Here is a 19152-nt window from a genome sequence, read left to right on the forward strand (position 1 = left end):
AGCARGAGTGAACCACCTGATCCCTTCCCGAACTCAGAAGTGAAACCTCTTAGCGCTGATGGTAGTGTGGGGTTACCCATGTGAGAGTAAGTCATCGCCAGCTCATTATTCGAAACACCCCCTGATAACCCAGGGGGTGTTTTTTTATGTGCAGGAAAAGGGAGGGAAAGGGGATTTAGATAAGTGCGGACTGCAAAACAGAAGGTATTTTTAGAAAATCTATACAATAATCAGAAAAATCGGACTAAGTATTTTTAAATACGGCTAAAATAAAAAACAAGAATAATCATATTTTGAGATTATTTGTAAAAATAAAACCCATAAAATTAGATGTTTAGGATTATTTTATTAGGGATATTCAGCTCATCAATAAGTCTAATTGTCCCTCGGATTTGTCTTGCGTATAGTGCGCCCACATTGAATTTTGCTTAATAATTCATGTGAAAAATTTGGACAAGTACTCATGGGAGATGAGAACGATGACGACAGATAATTTGAATATCAATTCTGTAGTCGATAAAGCGAAATTTACCCCGTTCCACTTCAATGTAGTGGCTTGGTGCTTATTGATTATTTTATTTGACGGTTATGATTTAGCGATAAATGGCGTGGTATTGCCGCTGTTAATGCAGGATTGGGGACTAAGCGCGGTACAGGCAGGCATGCTGGCCAGTACAGCGTTAGCCGGCATGATGTTCGGCGCGATGTTTTTTGGTTCTTTGGCAGATAAAATCGGCCGTAAAAAAGTCATTATGATCTGTATTGTGTTATTCAGTGGCTTAACTTTTGCGGGCGGCTTTGCATCAAACCCTACAGAATTCGCAATTTTACGCTTTTTAGCGGGCCTAGGCATTGGCGGTGTCATGCCAAACCTTGTGGCCCTGACATCTGAGTATGCGCCTCAGAAGATGCGCAGCACACTGGTTACAACGATGTTCAGCGGCTATGCCGTTGGCGGTGTAATGGCGGCTTTGCTGGGTTCTTGGTTTACTCCAGATTTCGGCTGGCAGATTATGTTCTTTATTGCAGGCATTCCTTTATTTTTATTGCCAGTGATTTGGAAGTTTTTGCCCGAGTCTCTCGCATTTATTGTGAAAGAAAATAAGCAAGAGAAGGCGCGAAGTATTGTCAGACGCCTAGCGCCGGAAGTGAAGGTAACAGACGCGACAGTATTTAGTTTGCCGCAGGAAAATGTGCCTGAAGCGGCAAATGTAGTGAGTTTGTTCCGCCGCGGCCGCGCAGTAAATACCTTATTGTTTTGGCTGGCATTTTTTACTTGTTTATTGACGATGTATGCATTGAGCAGCTGGCTGCCGAAGTTGATGATGGCTGCCGGCTATTCTATGAATAACAGCCTAATGTTCATGATGGTGATGAACGTCGGTGCAGTGGTTGGCATTGTTGGCGGCGGTATTTTAGCGGATCGATTCCACTTAAAGCCTGTACTTATGTTCTTAGGAATGATGGGTGCAATTGTGATGAGCTTGATGGGTTTCCAGTCAAATCAATTTTTGCTGTACATTTTGGTATTCTTGGCAGGAGCAGCATCTATTGGCTCGCAAATGCTGCTATACAGCTATGTAGCGCAGTTTTACCCATTGGCGATACGTTCTACCGGTATTGGCTGGTCATCCGCCATTGGCCGTATGGGCGCGATTGTCGGGCCAATTTTAATTGGCGGCTTATTGGGGATGAACTTGCCTGCTCACATTAACTTTATGGCAGTGGGTTTACCTGTACTCATTACTGCAATTGCGGTTGCATTGATTATGCATGATAATGAATCTAAGAAGATTGGTGCAAGCCAGCCAGCGATTTCTAAAGCTTAAAACGTGAATTTAAAAGCCTCCGAAAGGGGGCTTTTTAATTTATTTATTAAAATAAAATGACTAATTTAAACAAAATATATAAGAGTAGAGACTATGAATCATAGAGAGCAATGGGAACGTTTTCTAAATCCTGAAATTTTTAGGGATCGGCTAATTAACATATCAATGTATATAACAATTTATGAAATGTTGAAAGATTCGATCATAAATAGGATAAAAGACTTCTATATCATGCCTGTGATCGAGTTTGATGATTTTGAAGGCAAAGAAAAATATAAATCTGAAGTTTTATCCAAAAGTAAGAATCATTTATATGCTTCGATAGCTTGGTTAGTTGAAAGTCATGTGATTGATGAAAATGATAAAAATACTATAGAAATTTTAAAAGATTATAGAAACTATTTGGCTCATGAAATGAGTAATGTTATTTTCAATGGGGATGTAAACGAACTAAATGAAAAATTCCTATTAGCCTATATATTAATTATTAAAATCGAAAATTGGTGGATTATTAATTTTGAAATTCCAATAAATTCAGACTTCCAAGATATCAATCTTGAAAATATGGATTTAGAAAATATACAGTCTGGAAAAAAATTAATGATTGATATGGCGTTGTCGGTAATTTCAGGAAACAACGACTTATTAAAAGCCTATACAAATGGAAAAAATTAAAGGCGTATAACTGTTGACCTGAGCAAAAATTCCAAATGATAATAAAAAAAACTTGGTCGAATAAAATTATGAAACTCAACTCATTCTCCCCAATTCCTGAAGATGACAATGAACTTCACTTGCCTGAACTGGTTTACTGGGCATCTTTGGGTGAAGTTGCTGAAGTTGAAAAATCTTTGGCTAATGGCACAGATGTAAACTCTGCTGACGAAGAAGGCTACAGCGCGCTTCAAGCAGCCGCAGAAAACGGCTATTTAGACGTTGTGAAGCTGCTGGTAAGCAACGGTGCAGACGTACAGCACAAAGCGCCCTATACGGCTTTAGAGCTGGCAGAAATGGCAGAACAAGCCGAGATTGCGGCGTATTTAAAAAGCTTGTAGATAATCAAGCGGGCAATTTTATAAAGAAGGCTTATTCAGTCTTCGGATTGCCTTCCAGCTCTTTTAAAATGGCATCGTTAAAAGCGGGAAGATCATCGGGACTGCGGGAAGTAATCAGCACCCATCCGCCCGTATTGCAGCGGTGCACTTCTTCATTAACCCAATTGCCGCCTGCATTTTCCAGATCCAGTTGAATGCTTGAATACGATGTTAAATTTTTATCTTTAATTCTGCCTGCATTAATCAGCAGCCAAGGCCCGTGGCAAATGGCGGCAATCGGTTTTTGAGCATCTGAAAACTGCCGCACTAATTTCTGCGCGTCATCATTCATCCGCAAAGTATCTGCATTGACCGTGCCGCCCGGAATAATCAAGATATCGTAATCATCAGCATCTATTTTACTCAGCAGGGCATCTGGGTCGTAGTGCTGCGCATGTTCTTTATCCTGCTTAACCGTTTGCACCGAATGCTGTTCGGGCGCAGCATGAATAGTTTCAATCCCTTTAGAACGCAAGAATTCTAACGGTTTCAGCAACTCATCCTGCTCAACTCCGACATTTGATGTGATGACTAAAGCGCGTGTGCTCATACAATTTCTCTTTTTAATTCGTTATGGCAATCAATTTACCTTAACAAGCGCAGACTTGGCCGTATGTGGTGTTTTGGCGCGAAACTGTAAGAAAATTTGTCGATATTTTGTTCGTGTTAATATCCAGTAACCATTTTTCAAAGGGAATAGGATTTACACTAATTATGTGAAATTGGTATTGATGTTGCTTGAATTTTCATCAAACTGATCCTTTCATCATCAAGCGCACAGGACGTAAACTTTATGACCCTTCAAAAAGCACAAATTCATCAAAAACTGCATTTTAAGAACAATTATTTAGGGATCGGGATCGTCTGTGCAGGGCTGCTGTCTGCGCCAGCCTATGCCGCATCGCCAGCGAAAATTAAACAGGCCGCTGAAGGGGCAAAGCATCCTTATTTAAATACTTTAAAAGACTTGGTCAATATTGAGTCGGGAAGCAAGGATTTAGCTGGGGTGAATCAAATGGCTCAGCTAACGGCCGCACGCTTAAAAGCGGCAGGAGCAGACGTCAGCATATTGCCTGCAAATGATATGTACCGCATGGATGACACCCCAGAAAAAGTGGGCCCGATGGTCAAAGCGGTGCTGAAGGGGAAGGGCAAATCCAAAATTATGCTGATTGCGCATATGGATACGGTTTATCAAAAAGGCCAGCTGAAAGATCAACCTTTTAAAATTGACGGCAACAAGGTTTATGGGCTAGGTATTTTGGATGACAAGCAGGGCGTGGCGGCTATTATTCATACCTTGGATCTGTTGAAAAAGCTGAATTACAATGATTATGGCACCATTACGGTCATGATGAATTCAGATGAAGAAATCAGTTCGCCCGGGTCACGCAAACTCATTACCGAAACCGCCCAAGATCAAGATATTGTGCTGTCTTTTGAAAATGGCGGCAAAGATGGCAGTGTACGCCTTGCCACCAGCGGAATCGGGGCAGCTTATCTGGATATTAAAGGGCGCGGTTCGCATGCAGGCGTTAAGCCCGAAGCGGGGGTAAATGCCCTTACTGAGCTGGCGCATCAAATTGGGCAAATGCAGGATTTATCCAATCCGCAAACCGGCTTAAAGCTGAATTGGACGGTGGCTGCTGCAGGAAAAACGCGCAATGTCATTCCTGATACGGCTTCAGCGCAGGCAGATGCCCGCGCGCTGAGGGTAGAGGATTTTGACGCAGTCGAAAAAAAGCTGCAGGAACGGATCAAAAACAAAAAACTGGCAGACAGCCAAGTCAGTGTGAAATTTGAAGTGCGCCGCCCGCCGCTGGCCGCCAATGATGCCGCCATTCAGCTGGCCCAAAGGGCACAAAGCATTTATAAAAATGAGCTGAATTTGCCTATGACTGTATTAACTATCGCCTCGGGTGGCGGAACAGACGCTGCGTTTGCAGGCCTGAAGTCTAAAGCCGCTGTCGTTGAAGGCATGGGGTTATCCGGTGAGGGCGCGCATTCAACAGACGCCGAATTTATTCTGGCTGATTCGATTGTGCCCCGTCTGTATCTGGCAGCGCGTTTAATTATTGAGGCATCTCAATAACATATTTTGGCCTGTATGGCAGATGCACCAGCAGGTCATGCCCTTACAGAAAATAAAGCAGTCTGGTTTTGCCCTGATTGGCGGATTGGGGCAGTCTAATTATAAGACTTTAAAATAAATTATTTATTTGTAAAGTCATCATCTATGAGCGCACGTTTTAAAAACAGATGAAAAATAAATGAATACGAAAAAGCCCCATCATCCTGACAGGGCTTTTCGATATTTCGTATGCTAGATATGACTCCTGTCGTATCTCACGTCCTGATGCTCAAACTTATTATTATTGTTTTCATGTTCTGGAAACTTCCTGTTCCCTGATGAATGTAGATTAGGCTGAATTCGGCTGCCTGCCTAGATGAGATTTTCTGCATTTACTGTAAGCCTAGGCTTACATAGACGCACATTGTTACGTTGCGGCGCTGTCATTTGAATATGCGGTGCGTAAAATTAAACTCTGGCTTTTAGAGAATAAAATAATGAAGCAAAGCTTTAGAGGGCAAAAGATCAAGCATGTTGCATTTGGAATGGCGTTTATTGTGACTGTGCCATGGATCACGGCCTGCAATGCGGAGAAAAATACGCAGAATGTTGCTGCAGGCGGCACTGAGCCGCGGGCATTGACGCTGCGGCAGGCTGTCAATATTGAGCAGCTTGCAACTTTTGATGAGCCTTGGGCAATGCAATGGCTGCCGGATGGACGGCTTTTGGTGACAGAGCGTAGAGGACAGCTGCAGCTGTTTAATCCGGTCAATAAAGCCAAAATTTTAATTCAGGGAACCCCAGAAGTTGCTTATGGCGGGCAAGGCGGCCTAGGTGATGTGCTGCTTCATCCGGATTTTGCGCAGAATCATCAGATTTATTTAAGCTATGCTGAAGCAGGCCAAGGCGGTTATGGCGCTGCGATTGCCAAAGCAACACTGGATATAAAGGAAAGCCGGCCGGCGCTCAAAGATTTGACCGTTATTTGGCGCCAAGTGCCAAAGGTTTCCGGTCAAGGCCATTATGCGCATAAAATGCTGTTTGGCGCAGACGGCAAGCTTTGGGTCAGCTCTGGTGAACGGCAGAAATTTGATCCTGCACAAGACTTGCAGTCAAATTTAGGCAAAATTCTGCGCTTAAATGAGGACGGCACGCCAGCATCCGGCAATCCTTTTCAGGGCAAAGGGGATGTAGCCAAGCAAATCTGGACGCTGGGGCACAGGAATCCTTTAGGCCTCGCCTTTAATGCCAAGCAGCAGTTATGGACGGTAGAGATGGGGCCGAAAGGCGGTGATGAGCTTAATCAAGTATTGCGCGCTGAAAATTATGGTTATCCCATTGTGTCTAATGGGGATCACTATGATGGAACGGCTATACTAGACCATTCTACTCGGCCTGAATTCCAAGCGCCTGCTATTTCATGGACGCCGGTCATTTCACCTTCCAGCCTGATTTTTTATCAAGGCCATCAATTTCCGCACTGGAAAGATAAAGCGCTGATTGGGGGACTGTCTTCAGAAGCCATTATTATTGCAGATGTAGAGCGCCAGCCAGCACAAGAAATACAGCGTTTAAAAATGAACCAGCGCATCCGTGATTTAATTGAGGGCGCGGATGGCAGTATTTGGGTACTGGAAGACGGCAAGCGCGCTAACCTGCTCAAGCTGACTGCAAAATAAAGGCCCTGCAGGGCTTTATTCACTTATGTACATGGTCTTTGCATATCCAGCAGGCTGATAACAGGCTTTATGCGGCGTAATGGTCATCGGCATTAAATTCATTGGATTGAATCGGCCTGCGGTTTGATTTTAATGAAAACGACGTAAATGATAAGAAGCGTTTGAGTGGTGATGTATAAAGTTTCGTGTAAATGCTGCTTTTACGACGGCTGCGGCGCGCTGTTCAACAGCAAAAATACGCTGCAGAAAAAAGCCTAGGCATAAAACCCAGGCTTTTTCGAATATATTCAGAAGGCACTTATTCAGCATCCTGCTGACTGCATTTTTTCTTTTTATTTAAAGACATCCTGTCTTTGATGCTTCAATCATAGGAATGTTTTTGGCTATGCAATAGTCATTTTTATTGCAGCCTGTGTAGGTAAAAGCCTACAGAAGGCCTATCAATTGTTCGATAAGCTGAAATTCATCATAACAGTCCAAGAATAAAAGCCATTGATATGCCTTCAATACAGATTGATATCCGTATGGAATATGCGCCCGATGAAGAACAGCAACTAATTGAGGCAGTTTTTCATACCGTGCAGCAGGTTTTTAAAATTCCAGCGCATGACCGCAACATTCGGTTGGCGGTTCACCTGCCTCAGCGTTTTTTAGCGCCATTGCATTTGACTCAGCCCGAACGCTTTACCAGCATTGCCATAGACTGTTTTTCAGGACGCAGCTTGGCTGCCAAAAGGATGCTGTATCGGCACATGGTGGACTCATTGGCTGATTTTGGCATTCCTGAAGATCATATTCTGATTACGCTGCGGGAAAGCGCTTCAGAAAATTGGGGCATCCGAGGCGGGCAGGCCGCTTGTGATATTGATTTAGGGTTTAACGTGAACGTGTAGGCCTGAATTTCCAATGGTGTTGGGTAGGGTATTTGATGCTGTTTGAAAACTGAAAATTTTAGATAAGAAAAAAGCCCCAACATCCTGTTGAGGCTTTTTTGTATTCATTCTAGGCATAACTCCTGTCGTACCTGTCAGCATCCTGCTGCGATTTATTTATTGTTCTTATCTTAAGACATCCTGTCTTGTATGGATTAACTATAGAGGGAAACAGAAAAGGTGAATAGTGTGCTATTTCTGCATGTGGTGTAAGCCAAAACGTACAAAGCAGCAATGAAGGCCAAAAGCGCTTTAAATTTATACTAGGATTGCCTGATTTTACTTCATCTCTAATGAACAGCCGATAAGATCTTTAGTCAGCATGCACTTTTATCTCAGTCTTGAACACATCAGAACGCATTCATTGCCATACGGCATAAAGTCTTGATCGGTGCTGTGGCTGAGTTACATATCTTTGCGAATCATTGATTGAATAGTGTACTAATTTATCAGACATTAAAATTTCATCAAAAAAAACTGCAGGGAATGGACATCATGCTAATAAAGGTTAATGCCAATCAGAACTTTCGCCCATTGGGGCTGGCTTTAGCGGCTGCGCTGGCATTCAGTGCAACTGCAAGCTGGGCGGCTTCACCGCAGGACATTAAAAAAATTGCTGAAACGCAGAAATCAAATTATTTAGAAACCTTAAAAATGCTGGTGAATATTGAATCCGGCAGCAAAGATATTGACGGCCTTAACCAGATTTCAAAAGTTGTGGCTGAACAGCTGAAAACAGCAGGCGCTGAGGTCAGCATCATTCAGCCTAAAGATATTATGAAGCTGGATGGCGCGCCAGATCAAACCGGCCCAGTGGTGAAAGCGGTGTTAAAGGGCAAAGGCAAAACTAATATCCTGCTACTGGCGCACAATGATACGGTATATCAAAAGGGCCAGCTGAAAGATCAGCCCTTCCGCATTGACGGCAATAAGGCTTATGGCTTGGGAATTTTAGATGACAAGCAGGGGGTTGCCGCCATCATCCATGTGCTGGATATGCTGAAGCAGCTGAAATATCAGGACTATGGCACCATTACGGTGCTGATTAATTCAGATGAGGAAATCAGTTCGCCGGGTTCACGTCAATTGATTATGGACACTGCAAAAAATCAGGATGTGGTGCTGTCCTTTGAAAGCGGCGGCATGGATGGCAGCCTAATGCTGGCGACCAGCGGCATTGGCGCCGCTTATTTGGACATCAAAGGCCGCGGCGCGCATGCAGGGGTCAAACCGGAAGCTGGAGTGAATGCGCTGACGGAATTGGCTTTCCAAATACAGCAATTGGAAAATCTATCCAATCCTAAAACGGGTTTAAAGCTGAACTGGACGGTAGCGACAGCCGGTAAAACCCGCAATGTCATTCCTGATCAGGCCAGTGCGCAGGCCGATGCACGATCTCTTAAACCGCAGGACTTTACAGAACTTGAGAAAACACTACAGCAAAAAATTAAAACCAAAAAACTGGCAGACAGTCAGGTAAATGTGAAATTTGAAGTACGCCGTCCGCCGCTGGAAGCCAGCCCTCAAGCCAAAAAACTAGCCGCGCGGGCGCAGCAGATTTACAAGCAGGAGCTGAACTTGCCGATGAAGGTTGAAACCACAGCTTGGGGCGGCGGGACAGATGCGGCTTTTGCAGGGGTGACGTCGAAGGCCGCAATTATTGAAGGAATTGGCATGTCTGGCGATGGACTGCATTCAGATAAGGCGGAATATATTCTGACGGATTCAATCGTGCCGCGCCTGTATCTGGTGACGCGTTTAATTGTAGAGAGTTCCGGAAAATAAAAAAGCATGCTTCGAAGGCGGTGTTCTTGCGCCAGCCTTCCGGCAATGCATCAGTACGGTGAGAAACCGATATAAATAAAAAAACCTTGGCATCCTGCCAAGGTTTTTTAGATTCATTTCAGCGGTATAACTCCTGTCGTACCGTACGCATCCAGCGTTTAACCTGCTTATTGTTGTTTTGTGGTTTGAGACGTCCTGTCTCTTTATGTTTTCTATATTAAGCCACGTTTGAATAGGTGAAAAGTGGTGATTTTCGCCATTCCTTGTAAGCTTTGGATTACAGCTTACTGTACATATTGAATCAGTTTGTCTAGCGCGGCTTTAAGGCCTTTTTCATCAAACGGGTTCGGTTCAAAGGTATCGCCTGTGTTGCGTGAAAAAATGTCTCGGATTTCAATCACCGCATTGCTGTCAATCAGGCCCAATTGGGTTGCCACTTGACGGATTTGGTCAATTGACCGTGAACCATTGGTTGCGCCGTATCCGATATAGGCTGCCGGCTTGCCTTTCCATTCCTTGCCAATATAGTCCAGCGCATTCTTCAGTGCAGGGCTGTAGCCATGATTGTATTCAGGGCTGATGAAGATCACCGCATCCGCTTGCGTTATTTTATCCGCCCATTCCTGCTGTTTCGGCTGGTCATAAATACCCGTAGCTGGCGGATGAGCGCCTGCAAAGAAGGGCAGGTTCCACTCTTTGAGATCGACAATTTCTGTTTGAATGGTGGAGTAGCCGTAGCCTTTAATTGCGCTGTTAACCCAATTGGCGACTTTAATGGCTGTACGGCCTTCGCGCACGCTGCCCACAATAATATAAATTTTCATCGGTTTTCCTTGTTCAGTATTTTGTCTATCACCCTGTATTTAAAGTATGATTTTTAGCGCGCCATGCCTATAAGCAAATTGTATCTGCAAGATGAAATTGCCAAAATAAATACAGCATGGTCCAGATGCGGCAATAAAAAAGCCCCTTTCGGGGCTTAATTAACAGCAGATGCTTGTACATCAATGCCTTACATCAGTTTGACGCCCTGCTGTCCAGCAGGCGTCACTTTGAATATTTCCACTTCAAAGGTAATGTTTTTGCCGGCTAAAGGATGATTAAAATCCACTTCGGTAATGTCTTCACCGACAGTTTTAATCACACCAAACAAGCTTTGCTTGGCTTTATCTTCAAATTCAATCATGTGGCCAATTACAGGCGCAGGATCAAATTTTACCGTATCAAATTTTTGCACATTTTCAGCATTCCACGGCCCAAAAGCTTCTTCCGGCGGCAGGCTGACTGTGCGGCGGTCGCCGGCACGCAGGCCAAAGAGCGCTTTTTCAAAGCCAGGCAATAAGCTGCCGTCACCGATCACTAAGCTGACAGGTTCTTCGCGGCTGCGGGTATTGTCAATTTCTACGCCATTTTCAATGGCCACAGAAAAATGAAGGTCGACTTTTGCGCCGTCTTCAATACGAGTTTCCTCGTTAGGATTTATAAAATCAGTCATTTTCGCGCTTCCGCCCGCTGAATACGCTGCTTCTCTAAGAAGAAGGTATCAATCAACAATAAGATAGTGCCAAGGGTAATGGCGCTGTCTGCAATATTAAATGCAGGGAAGTGGCTGTTGTTGTAGTAGACATGAATAAAATCAACAACATATCCAAGTGATACGCGGTCGATTAAATTGCCGATGGCGCCGCCTAAAATCAAGGCGATAGCGATCGGCAGGATTTTCACGTTTTTTGGCATGCGCATCAGCCAAAATACAAAAATTACAGACACTAGACCTGCAAGTGAGGTGAAGAAATAACGCTGCCATCCGCCGGCATCGGACAAGAAACTAAAGGCTGCCCCATAGTTATGCAGTAATGTCCAATTTAAAAAGGGCAGTACAGGCACAGGATCTGCATAATTCAAATGTGTGCTTGCAATCCATTTGGTCCATTGATCGATAATAATTGCGACAATGGAGAGCCCCACCCACACTAAATTGTGCGGATAGAACTGGAATAACCCCTTTTTTTCTTGCGGATTAGGCATATTTTCTCTCTTCGCCTTGACCTGTAGGAAGGTTAATAATACAACGAGAACAAAGGCCTGGATGTTCGTGATGTGTATTTACATCCGGCAGAACATGCCAGCAGCGCGCGCATTTTTCACCTTCGGCAGCTGAAACTTTCACATTCAAGCCTTCAAGGTCAGACGCTTCGCCTTGCGCCGCATCAAACGCATTCACAATCACTTGAGATGTGATGAGGACAAAGCGCAGTTCATCGCCTAAACGGTCTAAAACGGATTTCAGTTCGGCATCGGCCCAAAGCTCAACTTTCGCAGACAGGTTCGAGCCGACTGTTTTCGCTGTACGCGCCGCTTCAATAAATTTGTTCACTGCAGATTTTACAGCGATCAGCGTCTGCCAATCCGCTTCTGAAATCAGGTTTGCAGTTGACGCGACTGGAATCTCATACCATTCAGCAGTGAAGACATATTTCTCTGACTGCTCAGGAATTAATGGCCACGCTTCCTGTGCCGTAAAGCTTAAAATCGGCGACATCCAGCGTACAAAGGCCTGCACCAAATGATACAGCGCTGTTTGCGCAGAATGGCGGGCAGCAGAATCCGCTTTGGTGGTGTACTGACGGTCTTTGATGATGTCGAGGTAGAAACCGCCTAAGTCATTAATACAGAAATTTGTCAGCGCATTGGCCACGATATGGAAGTTCATATCTTCATAGGCTTGCTGAATAGTTTTCTGCACGTCCGCAGCGCGCTGCAGGATGTATTGATCCAGAGCAATCAGCTGATCGGCAGGCAAGGCATCTGTAGACGGTTTAAAGCCGTTCAAGTTCGCCAGCAGGAAACGCAAGGTGTTGCGGATGCGGCGGTAACCGTCAGATGCGCGGCTGAAAATTTCTTTACCTGCCGTCATTTCATAACGGTAGTCTGCAGATGCGATCCAGAAACGCAGGCCGTCTGCACCCATATCTTTAATAATGTCTTGCGGAGTGATCACGTTGCCGATGGATTTCGACATTTTGCGGCCTTTTTCATCGACCACAAAACCATGGGTCAATAAGCCTTTGTAAGGCGCGCGTTCATTGATGGCAATAGATGTCAGCAATGACGACTGGAACCAGCCGCGGTGCTGATCTGAGCCTTCTAGGTACAAATCAGCCGGGTCAGTCAGTTCTTCACGTTCGCGAAGGACTGCAAAATGCGTTGTGCCCGAGTCGAACCAAACGTCTAGAGTATCGCGCACGGCATTGTACTGCTCCGCATCTGCACCGATAAATTCAGCCGCATCACGGTTATACCAGCCGTCAATGCCTTCCTGCTCGATCAGTTTAGCCACTTCCTCGATCAGTTCAGGGGTACGCGGATGCAATTCATTCGTATCTTTATGCACGAAGAATGGAATTGGCACGCCCCAAGTACGCTGACGCGAGATACACCAGTCCGGACGGCCTTCAATCATCGATTGAATACGGTTTTTACCCCAGTCCGGCACAAAGCTGATGTCATTTTCAATCGCGTTCAGCGCTTGAGTACGCAAGCCTTTGGCATCCATGCTGATGAACCACTGCGGTGTCGCGCGGAAAATAATCGGCGTTTTATGGCGCCAGCAGTGCGGGTAGCTGTGCTTAATCGGCACATGCGCCCAAAGTTTGCCTGTATCGCCCAATGCCGCAATAATTTTTGGATTGGCTTTATAGATGTGCTCGCCGGCAAAAATTGGCGCAGTCGGTAAATATACACCGTTGCCGCCCACAGGATTGTCGACTTTTAAGTTGTAAAGCAAGCCCACTTTGTAGTCGTCCACACCATGGCCCGGTGCAGTATGCACTGCGCCTGTACCGCTGGTGGCGATCACGTGTTCGCCTAAAATCACCGGCACTTGGCGGTCATTGATTAAAGGATGCTGCAGTACTAAGTTTTCGAGTTTTGCCCCAGCAAAGTCGGCGATCACTTCGACTGTCGTAAAACCGTAGCGTTCTGTTGCAGATTCGACTAAGTCTTTGGCCAAGATGAAGTTCTGCGCTTCTTTTTCTTCACCGCGCGCTTTCACCAATTGGTATTCAATTTCTGCATGCAGGGCAACCGCTTGGTTGGCCGGCAGCGTCCAAGGCGTGGTGGTCCAGATGACGATATCGGTAGAATCAGAAATTGTTACACCTAAGCGTGCCGATAAATCTGCAAGATCGACCACAGTAAAGCCAACGTCAATCGCATCAGATTTTTTATCTTCGTATTCAACTTCCGCTTCTGCCAAGGCGGAACCGCAGTCCAGACACCAGTTGACTGGTTTCAGGCCCGGCTCGATATGGCCCGCTTTCGCGATTGCGCCAAGAGAGCGCACAATGTCCGCTTCCTGCTTGAAGTTCATGGTCAGGTAGGGATTGTCCCAATCACCGAACACGCCCATGCGCACAAAGTCTTTCTTTTGTAATTCGACTTGAGTGTAAGCATACTCGCGGCATGCTTTACGGAAGGTCGATGCATCGACTTTTACGCCGACTTTGCCGACTTTTTCTTCGACTTTCAGCTCAATCGGCAGGCCGTGGCAGTCCCAGCCCGGCACGTACGGCGCATCGAAACCGTCCATCACACGACTTTTAATAATGATATCTTTCAGGACTTTATTGACAGCATGGCCCAAATGGATTTGACCATTTGCATACGGAGGGCCGTCATGAAGCACATATTTTTTCTTGCCAATACGCGATGCACGAATCTGCTGATAAATGTTGTCGGCATACCACTCTTCTAACCATTTCGCTTCACGTACTGCGAGATTTGCTTTCATTGCAAATTCAGTACCTGGGAGGTTTAGCGTGGCTTTATAATCCACTGCATTTTCAGGAGTTTGCTTATCGCTCATGCAAGTTGTCTTCCAATTTAATCAGCTATTTGACTGACGCGTTTTACATAAAAAATTTGGGATATTAAAAGGGAAATTGGGGATGATCCTGACGAAACTCAAGCAGTTTCTCCACGTCATCATCAATTCCAGCTTTTAAAGCTTCAAGCGAAGGGTAGTTCTTTTCGCCGTGTAAATAGTTTAAGAACGTCACCCGCATTAACAGGCCATACAGATTAGCAGAAACATCAGGAAAATGTACTTCTAATCGCCATTCAGGATGCTCCTGCGCAATGGCTGGACGGGTGCCGACATGGCCAGCTCCAAAAAGGGCGCTTGGCGCATAGCCGGCAATGCCGGTTTTATCCGGATTTTCACTTTGAACTCGGTCTTTTAAAGACAGGGTTTCGCAGATGACTTCCACGCCATAAATGCCGTGCAGGCAGGGTTTATGACGGTTCAAGCGCACATTAATGGTGGGAAAGTTGATGGTGCGGCCAATTTGGTCGCCATACTGAACACGGCCGCTAATGCTGTAGGGACGCCCTAATAATTTTGCAGCGTGCGCTAAATCACCCGCTTGCAGTGTTTGACGGATTAATGTTGAACTGACGCGCTCACCGTTCACTTCAATATTCTGCAAATCTGAGACATGAAAACCGTATTGACGTAAAAATTCGCTGTTGCCTTGACGGTTTTTGCCAAAATGATGATCTTCACCTAAAACCAAGCTTTGTGTATTCAGTTTTGTTTTTAAAATTTCAGCAAATTCTTCAGCGCTGAGGCTGCGGAAGGCATTATCAAATTTGGCGACTACAATGTAGTCAACACCGAGTTCGGACAGGTATTCGACTTTTTCACGCAGCGAGGTAATGCGCGGCGGGGCTTCATAGCTTTTGAAAAACTCCAGCGGCTGAGGTTCAAATATCATCACTGCAGTTTTGAGCTGGTGTTCGGCTGCCAAGGCTTTGAGCTGGCTCACCATGGCTTGATGGCCCAAATGCACCCCATCAAAATTGCCAATGGTGACGGCAGTTTTGGGTAATTGAAAATCAGGCGCTAAAGCATTCAGGCGGAGCAGCTTCATGGGCGAATAAATACGTTGAAAATTTGTAAGGGCTATATATTGCCATAATCTCACAGTTTCGTCTTGTTGTTGTGTTTTTACTCAATAAATTTCTGAAATGAAAAAACCTTATATAAATTTAAATGATATAAATATTAAAAATAAATCAGTTTTTCTTATTATTGATTATTCGTAGAATTAACTTCATCCTTGGACATTGAACATTTTGCGATGAAAAAGCCATTTAATCAATTGCAGCATAAGCGCGATATTATCCGCCAGTTCACGCCAAACTGGTTTACGGTGACCATGGGGACGGGTGTCGCTGCCTTAATTATTGCGGAACTTCCATTTGCCCATGAGCTGCTTTGGCAGCTGGGGGCGTTTCTGTGGCAGATCAATATCGCTTTATTTACTGTATTTTCGTTGCTGTATTTTTTACGCTGGATGCTCTACCCAGCCGAAGCCAGACAGATTTTCAGCCATCCTGCCATGAGCTTATTTCTCGGGGCGATCCCGATGGGGCTGGCGACCATTCTGAATGGCTTTCTGAAATTCGGCACGGCGCTGTATGGCGATACTGCTGTTCAGATTGCGCAGTGGCTTTGGTATGCCGATGTGATATTGGCGGTATTAATGGCTTGGTGTGTACCATTTCTAATGTACAGCCGCCAGCAGCATGAGTTAAAAAGCATGACTGCGGTTTGGCTGCTGCCGATTGTCGCCTGTGAAGTGGCAGCTGCATCCGGCGGCTTGCTGCTGGGCCATTTAGAGGCCGGTTTGCATGCCTTGGGCATTTTGCTGGGCAGCTATGTGCTGTGGGGGATTTCGGTATTGCCCGCCTTTGCGGTTTTAACTGTTTTGATGCTGCGCTTGGCGCTGCATCAGCTGCCGCCTCAAGACATGGCGGTCAGCAGCTGGCTGGCTTTAGGCCCCATTGGCACGGGCGCTTTGGCGCTGCTGCTGTTAGGAGCGCAGGCGCCGCATCTTTTAGCGGCACTGAATCTGCAGGCTTTAGGTGAGCTGTTTCAGCATGCGGGCATCATGGCCGCTTTGATTTTACTGGGTTTTGGCGCATGGTGGCTGGGCATCGCCGTTCTGACCACTTTATTTCATATGAAAAACATGCCATTTAATTTAGGCTGGTGGGGGCTGACTTTCCCGCTCGGGGTATTTACTTTGGCGGTGCTGAATCTGGGCCAGCAAATGCAGATCCATATGCTTTGCCATATTGCGTATGGCTTGGCGGTCATTTTGCTTGGGCTTTGGAGCATGGTCGCGTATCAAACCGTCAAAGGCTGTTACGGCGGCCAGCTGTTTTTTTCTCCGTGCTTAAAAGCCTACTTGGAAAAGCATTGAGTTTTAGGTCTAATAGCCGCTATTCAGGAACTTCGCTTAAGGTATTTTATGTCCGATTTTGCGCTTATGATGGCATTGCCCAACGAATCTAAAGGCCTGTTTGAACAGGCCGGCATCAATGTGCACTACAGCGGCATTGGCAAAATTAATGCGGCATTTAAAGCATTTGAGGTGATTCAAAAAACGGGTTGTAAAACCTTGCTTAATTTGGGCACGGCGGGCAGTTCGCATTTTGATGCGCATGCTTTGGTCGAAGTGACGCAATTTGTGCAGCGCGATATGGATGTTTCCCCATTGGGGTTTGCTGTCGGCGTGACGCCGATGGATGAAGATCATCCGGCAGAAATTCATTTAGACAGCTATTTTCAGCATTTGCCGAAAGGCATTTGCGGGACTGGTGACAGTTTTGAAACCGGCTTGCCAAAAATCGCCTGCAATCTGGTCGACATGGAAGGCTATGCTATTGCCAAAGTCTGTAAAAAATTGGGCGTGCGCTTGGTGTCGGTGAAATATATTACGGATGGCGCGAATGATACGGCGCATTTGGATTGGGAAGAAAATTTACTGCTGGGAGCAAACAAGCTGTTTGAACTGTATCAAATGGTCAAATAATTTCAAAAGGGAAAAGATTCGGCGGCCATAGATGAACTATGGCCGTATGCCAAATTTCTGCTTGCGGACAGAAATTATTTTTCGCTGCGGGGAATCGCGCCGTACAGCATCAGATGCACTGAATGTTGGATCACACGCTGCAGCATGCTGCGGTTGCGCAGGGTTTTTCCGGTCACCATTTCCATTTGCGTAGCAAAATCTGCATAGTTTTGGGTAATGGCCCAAATATTCAGAATGAAAAGTTCAGGATCAATTTCCTTGGAGATTTTTCCTTGCTCTTGCCACATGGCGATGACTTTGGCTTTACGCTTCACCAGTTTTTTAAGCGGGCCTTTCAATATTTCAAGAATATGCGGCGCGCCTTGAATCACTTCCAAAGCAAATAAGCGAGAAGCTTTCGGCTGTGTGCGTGAAACTTCAATTTTTTGCATCAGATAGTTGGTGATCGCTTCTTCCGGTTCAAGTTCGCTTTCCAGCATTTGCAGCGGCGCAAGCCATTTTTGCAGAACTGTGGTCAACACTTCGACATATAGCGCTTCTTTATTTTCATAATAATAGAAAATATTGGACTTATGCATTTCTGCAATTTGCGCGATTTCGTCTAGGCTGGCTCCGCTAAAACCATATAGGGAAAAAACGTCTAAAGCCGCATTTAACAGCTGGTGCCGTTTTTGTGTACTCTTTTTTTGTTCCATTAGCACTCTAAAACATGAAAAAAAGGGGAATGGGCAATTGTACGGCAAATCATCAGATTTGTGCACAACCAAAGCTTGTGATTTTTTGACTTAAGTTGATTTATTTTTTAGATCATTAGTAAAGTTAAGATAAATGAGCGGTCGAAATCAAATAAAAAAATGTATCTGAAAAATAAAAGCCTTATTTTTATTTATGATTTTTTTTGCTGCGCTGAATGCGCATTGACCAGCGCTCTGCCCATTTAAACAGCCATGAGCTTTTCTAAGGGCGGCTGCAATGCAGCGGGTCCTGCGCAGATAAAAAAACACGGTATAAAATCAAACTGCCAGCATGAAGCGGCGGTTTGATTTTAACAGGGCTGATGGATGCTTAAGTGGCTAAAACGGCATTCAGCACTTGCTGTTCAAGTTCTGCAAACTGCAAGTTCTTTTGGCGCGGGCGCGGCAGATCTACTTTAAATTGAGCCGCAATATGGCCTTTGTCCAGTAAAATAATACGGTCAGCCAGCTGGACCGCTTCGCTGACATCATGGGTGACTAAAATGGCGGTAAAGCCTTGTTCAGTCCACAGTTTTTCAATCAGGTTCTGCATATCCAGCCGTGTTAAGGCATCCAGTGCGCCCAGCGGTTCATCCAGCAGTAAAATCCGGGGCTTATGCGACAAGGCGCGCGCTAAAGCGGTACGCTGGCGCTGGCCGCCGGATAGCTGAGAAGGCCAAAGCGGCGCTTTGTCTTTTAGGCCGACTTTTTCCAGCATTGATGCCGCATTGGCATGCTGGTCTTTGGGCAAGCCGAGCTGCACATTCTGTTCAATACTGCGCCATGGCAGCAAGCGCGGATCTTGGAACATGACACGGATGTCATCAGAGGTAATGCCTTCGCGGATATGCCGTGCAGATTTAAATTTAATTTCACCGTAACTCTGCTTTTCCAAGTCTGCAATCAAGCGCAGCAGGGTGCTTTTGCCGCAGCCGCTGCGCCCGACAATCGCCAGAAATTCGCCGGGCTGAATATGCAGGTCTAAATCTTCCAGCACTTTGACGCTGCCATAGAATTTATGCAGCTGTTCAATAATAATTTCGGCGCCCGGTACAGCATGAGGGTTGATATCTGCTGCTGTGTCAGTGGATGCGGTATTGCCGTCTGCATGACGGCCTATGCTTAAGTCAGTCATCTCATGCTCC

At 45.5% G+C, this 19152-nt stretch carries 17 protein-coding genes and 1 rRNA gene; 10 read left to right on the forward strand and 8 right to left on the reverse strand.

Annotation, left to right across the window (positions count from 1 at the left end; all coding sequences use genetic code 11):
- From rrf to AZH43_RS12980, 4 genes are all read left to right on the forward strand, one after another.
- Positions 1–103 (forward strand): 5S ribosomal RNA (gene rrf, locus AZH43_RS12965); the annotation flags it as partial.
- 376 nt (positions 104–479) lie between these two features.
- Positions 480–1829, forward strand: coding sequence for an MFS transporter (locus AZH43_RS12970; RefSeq protein WP_067670346.1), 1350 nt, complete (start codon positions 480–482; stop codon positions 1827–1829).
- Positions 1830–1922: 93 nt separating this feature from the next.
- On the forward strand, positions 1923–2504 hold the full coding sequence (locus AZH43_RS12975) for a DUF4145 domain-containing protein (protein WP_227509820.1): 582 nt from the start codon (positions 1923–1925) through the stop codon (positions 2502–2504).
- A 68-nt stretch (positions 2505–2572) separates the two neighbouring features.
- Positions 2573–2884, forward strand: coding sequence for an ankyrin repeat domain-containing protein (locus AZH43_RS12980; protein ID WP_067670414.1), 312 nt, complete (start codon positions 2573–2575; stop codon positions 2882–2884).
- A 31-nt stretch (positions 2885–2915) separates the two neighbouring features.
- Here AZH43_RS12980 and AZH43_RS12985 read toward each other — a convergent pair whose 3' ends face one another.
- A complete protein-coding gene (locus tag AZH43_RS12985) occupies positions 2916–3473 on the reverse strand; it encodes a type 1 glutamine amidotransferase domain-containing protein (RefSeq protein ID WP_067670348.1) in 558 nt (185 codons plus the stop codon).
- Positions 3474–3716: 243 nt separating this feature from the next.
- On the opposite strand from AZH43_RS12985, the gene AZH43_RS12990 reads away from it, so the two are divergent.
- The 4 genes from AZH43_RS12990 to AZH43_RS13010 all read left to right on the forward strand — a co-directional run bounded on the left by AZH43_RS12990 (position 3717) and on the right by AZH43_RS13010 (position 9390).
- Positions 3717–5015, forward strand: a complete 1299-nt coding sequence (locus AZH43_RS12990) for a glutamate carboxypeptidase (protein WP_067670350.1) — start codon at positions 3717–3719, stop codon at positions 5013–5015.
- Positions 5016–5539: 524 nt separating this feature from the next.
- Positions 5540–6673, forward strand: a complete 1134-nt coding sequence (locus tag AZH43_RS12995; RefSeq protein WP_067670352.1) for a PQQ-dependent sugar dehydrogenase — start codon at positions 5540–5542, stop codon at positions 6671–6673.
- A 497-nt stretch (positions 6674–7170) separates the two neighbouring features.
- Positions 7171–7566, forward strand: coding sequence for a tautomerase family protein (locus tag AZH43_RS13005; RefSeq protein ID WP_067670354.1), 396 nt, complete (start codon positions 7171–7173; stop codon positions 7564–7566).
- Between the two features lie 534 nt (positions 7567–8100).
- A complete protein-coding gene (locus AZH43_RS13010; protein ID WP_067670416.1) occupies positions 8101–9390 on the forward strand; it encodes a glutamate carboxypeptidase in 1290 nt (429 codons plus the stop codon).
- 284 nt (positions 9391–9674) lie between these two features.
- Here AZH43_RS13010 and AZH43_RS13015 read toward each other — a convergent pair whose 3' ends face one another.
- The 5 genes from AZH43_RS13015 to ribF form a co-directional block, all read right to left on the reverse strand.
- On the reverse strand, positions 9675–10214 hold the full coding sequence (locus tag AZH43_RS13015) for an NADPH-dependent FMN reductase (protein WP_067670355.1): 540 nt from the start codon (positions 10212–10214) through the stop codon (positions 9675–9677).
- A 188-nt stretch (positions 10215–10402) separates the two neighbouring features.
- Positions 10403–10885 carry an FKBP-type peptidyl-prolyl cis-trans isomerase gene (locus AZH43_RS13020; RefSeq protein WP_067670357.1) on the reverse strand — a complete coding sequence of 161 codons (483 nt, stop codon included), beginning with the start codon at positions 10883–10885 and terminating at the stop codon, positions 10403–10405.
- Complete coding sequence (gene lspA / locus AZH43_RS13025; protein ID WP_067670359.1) at positions 10882–11418, reverse strand: signal peptidase II; 537 nt, start codon at positions 11416–11418, stop codon at positions 10882–10884. The genes AZH43_RS13020 and lspA overlap by 4 nt, the downstream gene beginning before the upstream one ends.
- Complete coding sequence (gene ileS, locus AZH43_RS13030; protein WP_067670361.1) at positions 11411–14257, reverse strand: isoleucine--tRNA ligase; 2847 nt, start codon at positions 14255–14257, stop codon at positions 11411–11413. The genes lspA and ileS overlap by 8 nt, the downstream gene beginning before the upstream one ends.
- A gap of 64 nt (positions 14258–14321) precedes the next feature.
- Positions 14322–15323: a riboflavin biosynthesis protein RibF gene (gene ribF, locus AZH43_RS13035; RefSeq protein ID WP_067670363.1), complete on the reverse strand. Its 1002-nt coding sequence runs from the start codon at positions 15321–15323 to the stop codon at positions 14322–14324.
- 210 nt (positions 15324–15533) lie between these two features.
- Here ribF and AZH43_RS13040 point away from each other — a divergent pair, with 210 nt between their 5' ends.
- On the forward strand, positions 15534–16661 hold the full coding sequence (locus tag AZH43_RS13040) for a TDT family transporter (protein WP_067670365.1): 1128 nt from the start codon (positions 15534–15536) through the stop codon (positions 16659–16661).
- 48 nt (positions 16662–16709) lie between these two features.
- Positions 16710–17273, forward strand: a complete 564-nt coding sequence (locus tag AZH43_RS13045) for a 5'-methylthioadenosine/S-adenosylhomocysteine nucleosidase family protein (protein ID WP_067670367.1) — start codon at positions 16710–16712, stop codon at positions 17271–17273.
- A gap of 74 nt (positions 17274–17347) precedes the next feature.
- On the opposite strand, the gene AZH43_RS13050 is transcribed toward AZH43_RS13045, so the two are convergent.
- Together AZH43_RS13050 and AZH43_RS13055 are read right to left on the reverse strand one after the other, a co-directional pair.
- Positions 17348–17968, reverse strand: coding sequence for a TetR/AcrR family transcriptional regulator (locus AZH43_RS13050; protein WP_067670369.1), 621 nt, complete (start codon positions 17966–17968; stop codon positions 17348–17350).
- A gap of 370 nt (positions 17969–18338) precedes the next feature.
- Positions 18339–19142, reverse strand: a complete 804-nt coding sequence (locus AZH43_RS13055) for an ABC transporter ATP-binding protein (RefSeq protein ID WP_067670372.1) — start codon at positions 19140–19142, stop codon at positions 18339–18341.
- Between the last annotated feature and the right edge of the window lie 10 nt (positions 19143–19152).

The organism is Acinetobacter pragensis, from assembly GCF_001605895.1.
GTDB classification, from domain to species: Bacteria; Pseudomonadota; Gammaproteobacteria; order Pseudomonadales; family Moraxellaceae; genus Acinetobacter; species Acinetobacter pragensis.

Coding starts and splice junctions, on each gene's coding strand:
- ribF (WP_067670363.1), bottom strand. CDS start 15,323: ATGAAGCTGCTCCGCCTGAATGCTTTAGCGCCTGATTTTCAATTACCC.
- AZH43_RS12990 (WP_067670350.1), top strand. CDS start 3,717: ATGACCCTTCAAAAAGCACAAATTCATCAAAAACTGCATTTTAAGAAC.
- AZH43_RS12970 (WP_067670346.1), top strand. CDS start 480: ATGACGACAGATAATTTGAATATCAATTCTGTAGTCGATAAAGCGAAA.
- AZH43_RS13010 (WP_067670416.1), top strand. CDS start 8,101: ATGCTAATAAAGGTTAATGCCAATCAGAACTTTCGCCCATTGGGGCTG.
- AZH43_RS13040 (WP_067670365.1), top strand. CDS start 15,534: ATGAAAAAGCCATTTAATCAATTGCAGCATAAGCGCGATATTATCCGC.
- AZH43_RS12980 (WP_067670414.1), top strand. CDS start 2,573: ATGAAACTCAACTCATTCTCCCCAATTCCTGAAGATGACAATGAACTT.
- AZH43_RS13045 (WP_067670367.1), top strand. CDS start 16,710: ATGTCCGATTTTGCGCTTATGATGGCATTGCCCAACGAATCTAAAGGC.
- AZH43_RS13050 (WP_067670369.1), bottom strand. CDS start 17,968: ATGGAACAAAAAAAGAGTACACAAAAACGGCACCAGCTGTTAAATGCG.
- lspA (WP_067670359.1), bottom strand. CDS start 11,418: ATGCCTAATCCGCAAGAAAAAAAGGGGTTATTCCAGTTCTATCCGCAC.
- AZH43_RS13015 (WP_067670355.1), bottom strand. CDS start 10,214: ATGAAAATTTATATTATTGTGGGCAGCGTGCGCGAAGGCCGTACAGCC.
- AZH43_RS13055 (WP_067670372.1), bottom strand. CDS start 19,142: ATGACTGACTTAAGCATAGGCCGTCATGCAGACGGCAATACCGCATCC.
- ileS (WP_067670361.1), bottom strand. CDS start 14,257: ATGAGCGATAAGCAAACTCCTGAAAATGCAGTGGATTATAAAGCCACG.
- AZH43_RS12975 (WP_227509820.1), top strand. CDS start 1,923: ATGAATCATAGAGAGCAATGGGAACGTTTTCTAAATCCTGAAATTTTT.
- AZH43_RS13020 (WP_067670357.1), bottom strand. CDS start 10,885: ATGACTGATTTTATAAATCCTAACGAGGAAACTCGTATTGAAGACGGC.
- AZH43_RS12985 (WP_067670348.1), bottom strand. CDS start 3,473: ATGAGCACACGCGCTTTAGTCATCACATCAAATGTCGGAGTTGAGCAG.
- AZH43_RS12995 (WP_067670352.1), top strand. CDS start 5,540: ATGGCGTTTATTGTGACTGTGCCATGGATCACGGCCTGCAATGCGGAG.
- AZH43_RS13005 (WP_067670354.1), top strand. CDS start 7,171: ATGCCTTCAATACAGATTGATATCCGTATGGAATATGCGCCCGATGAA.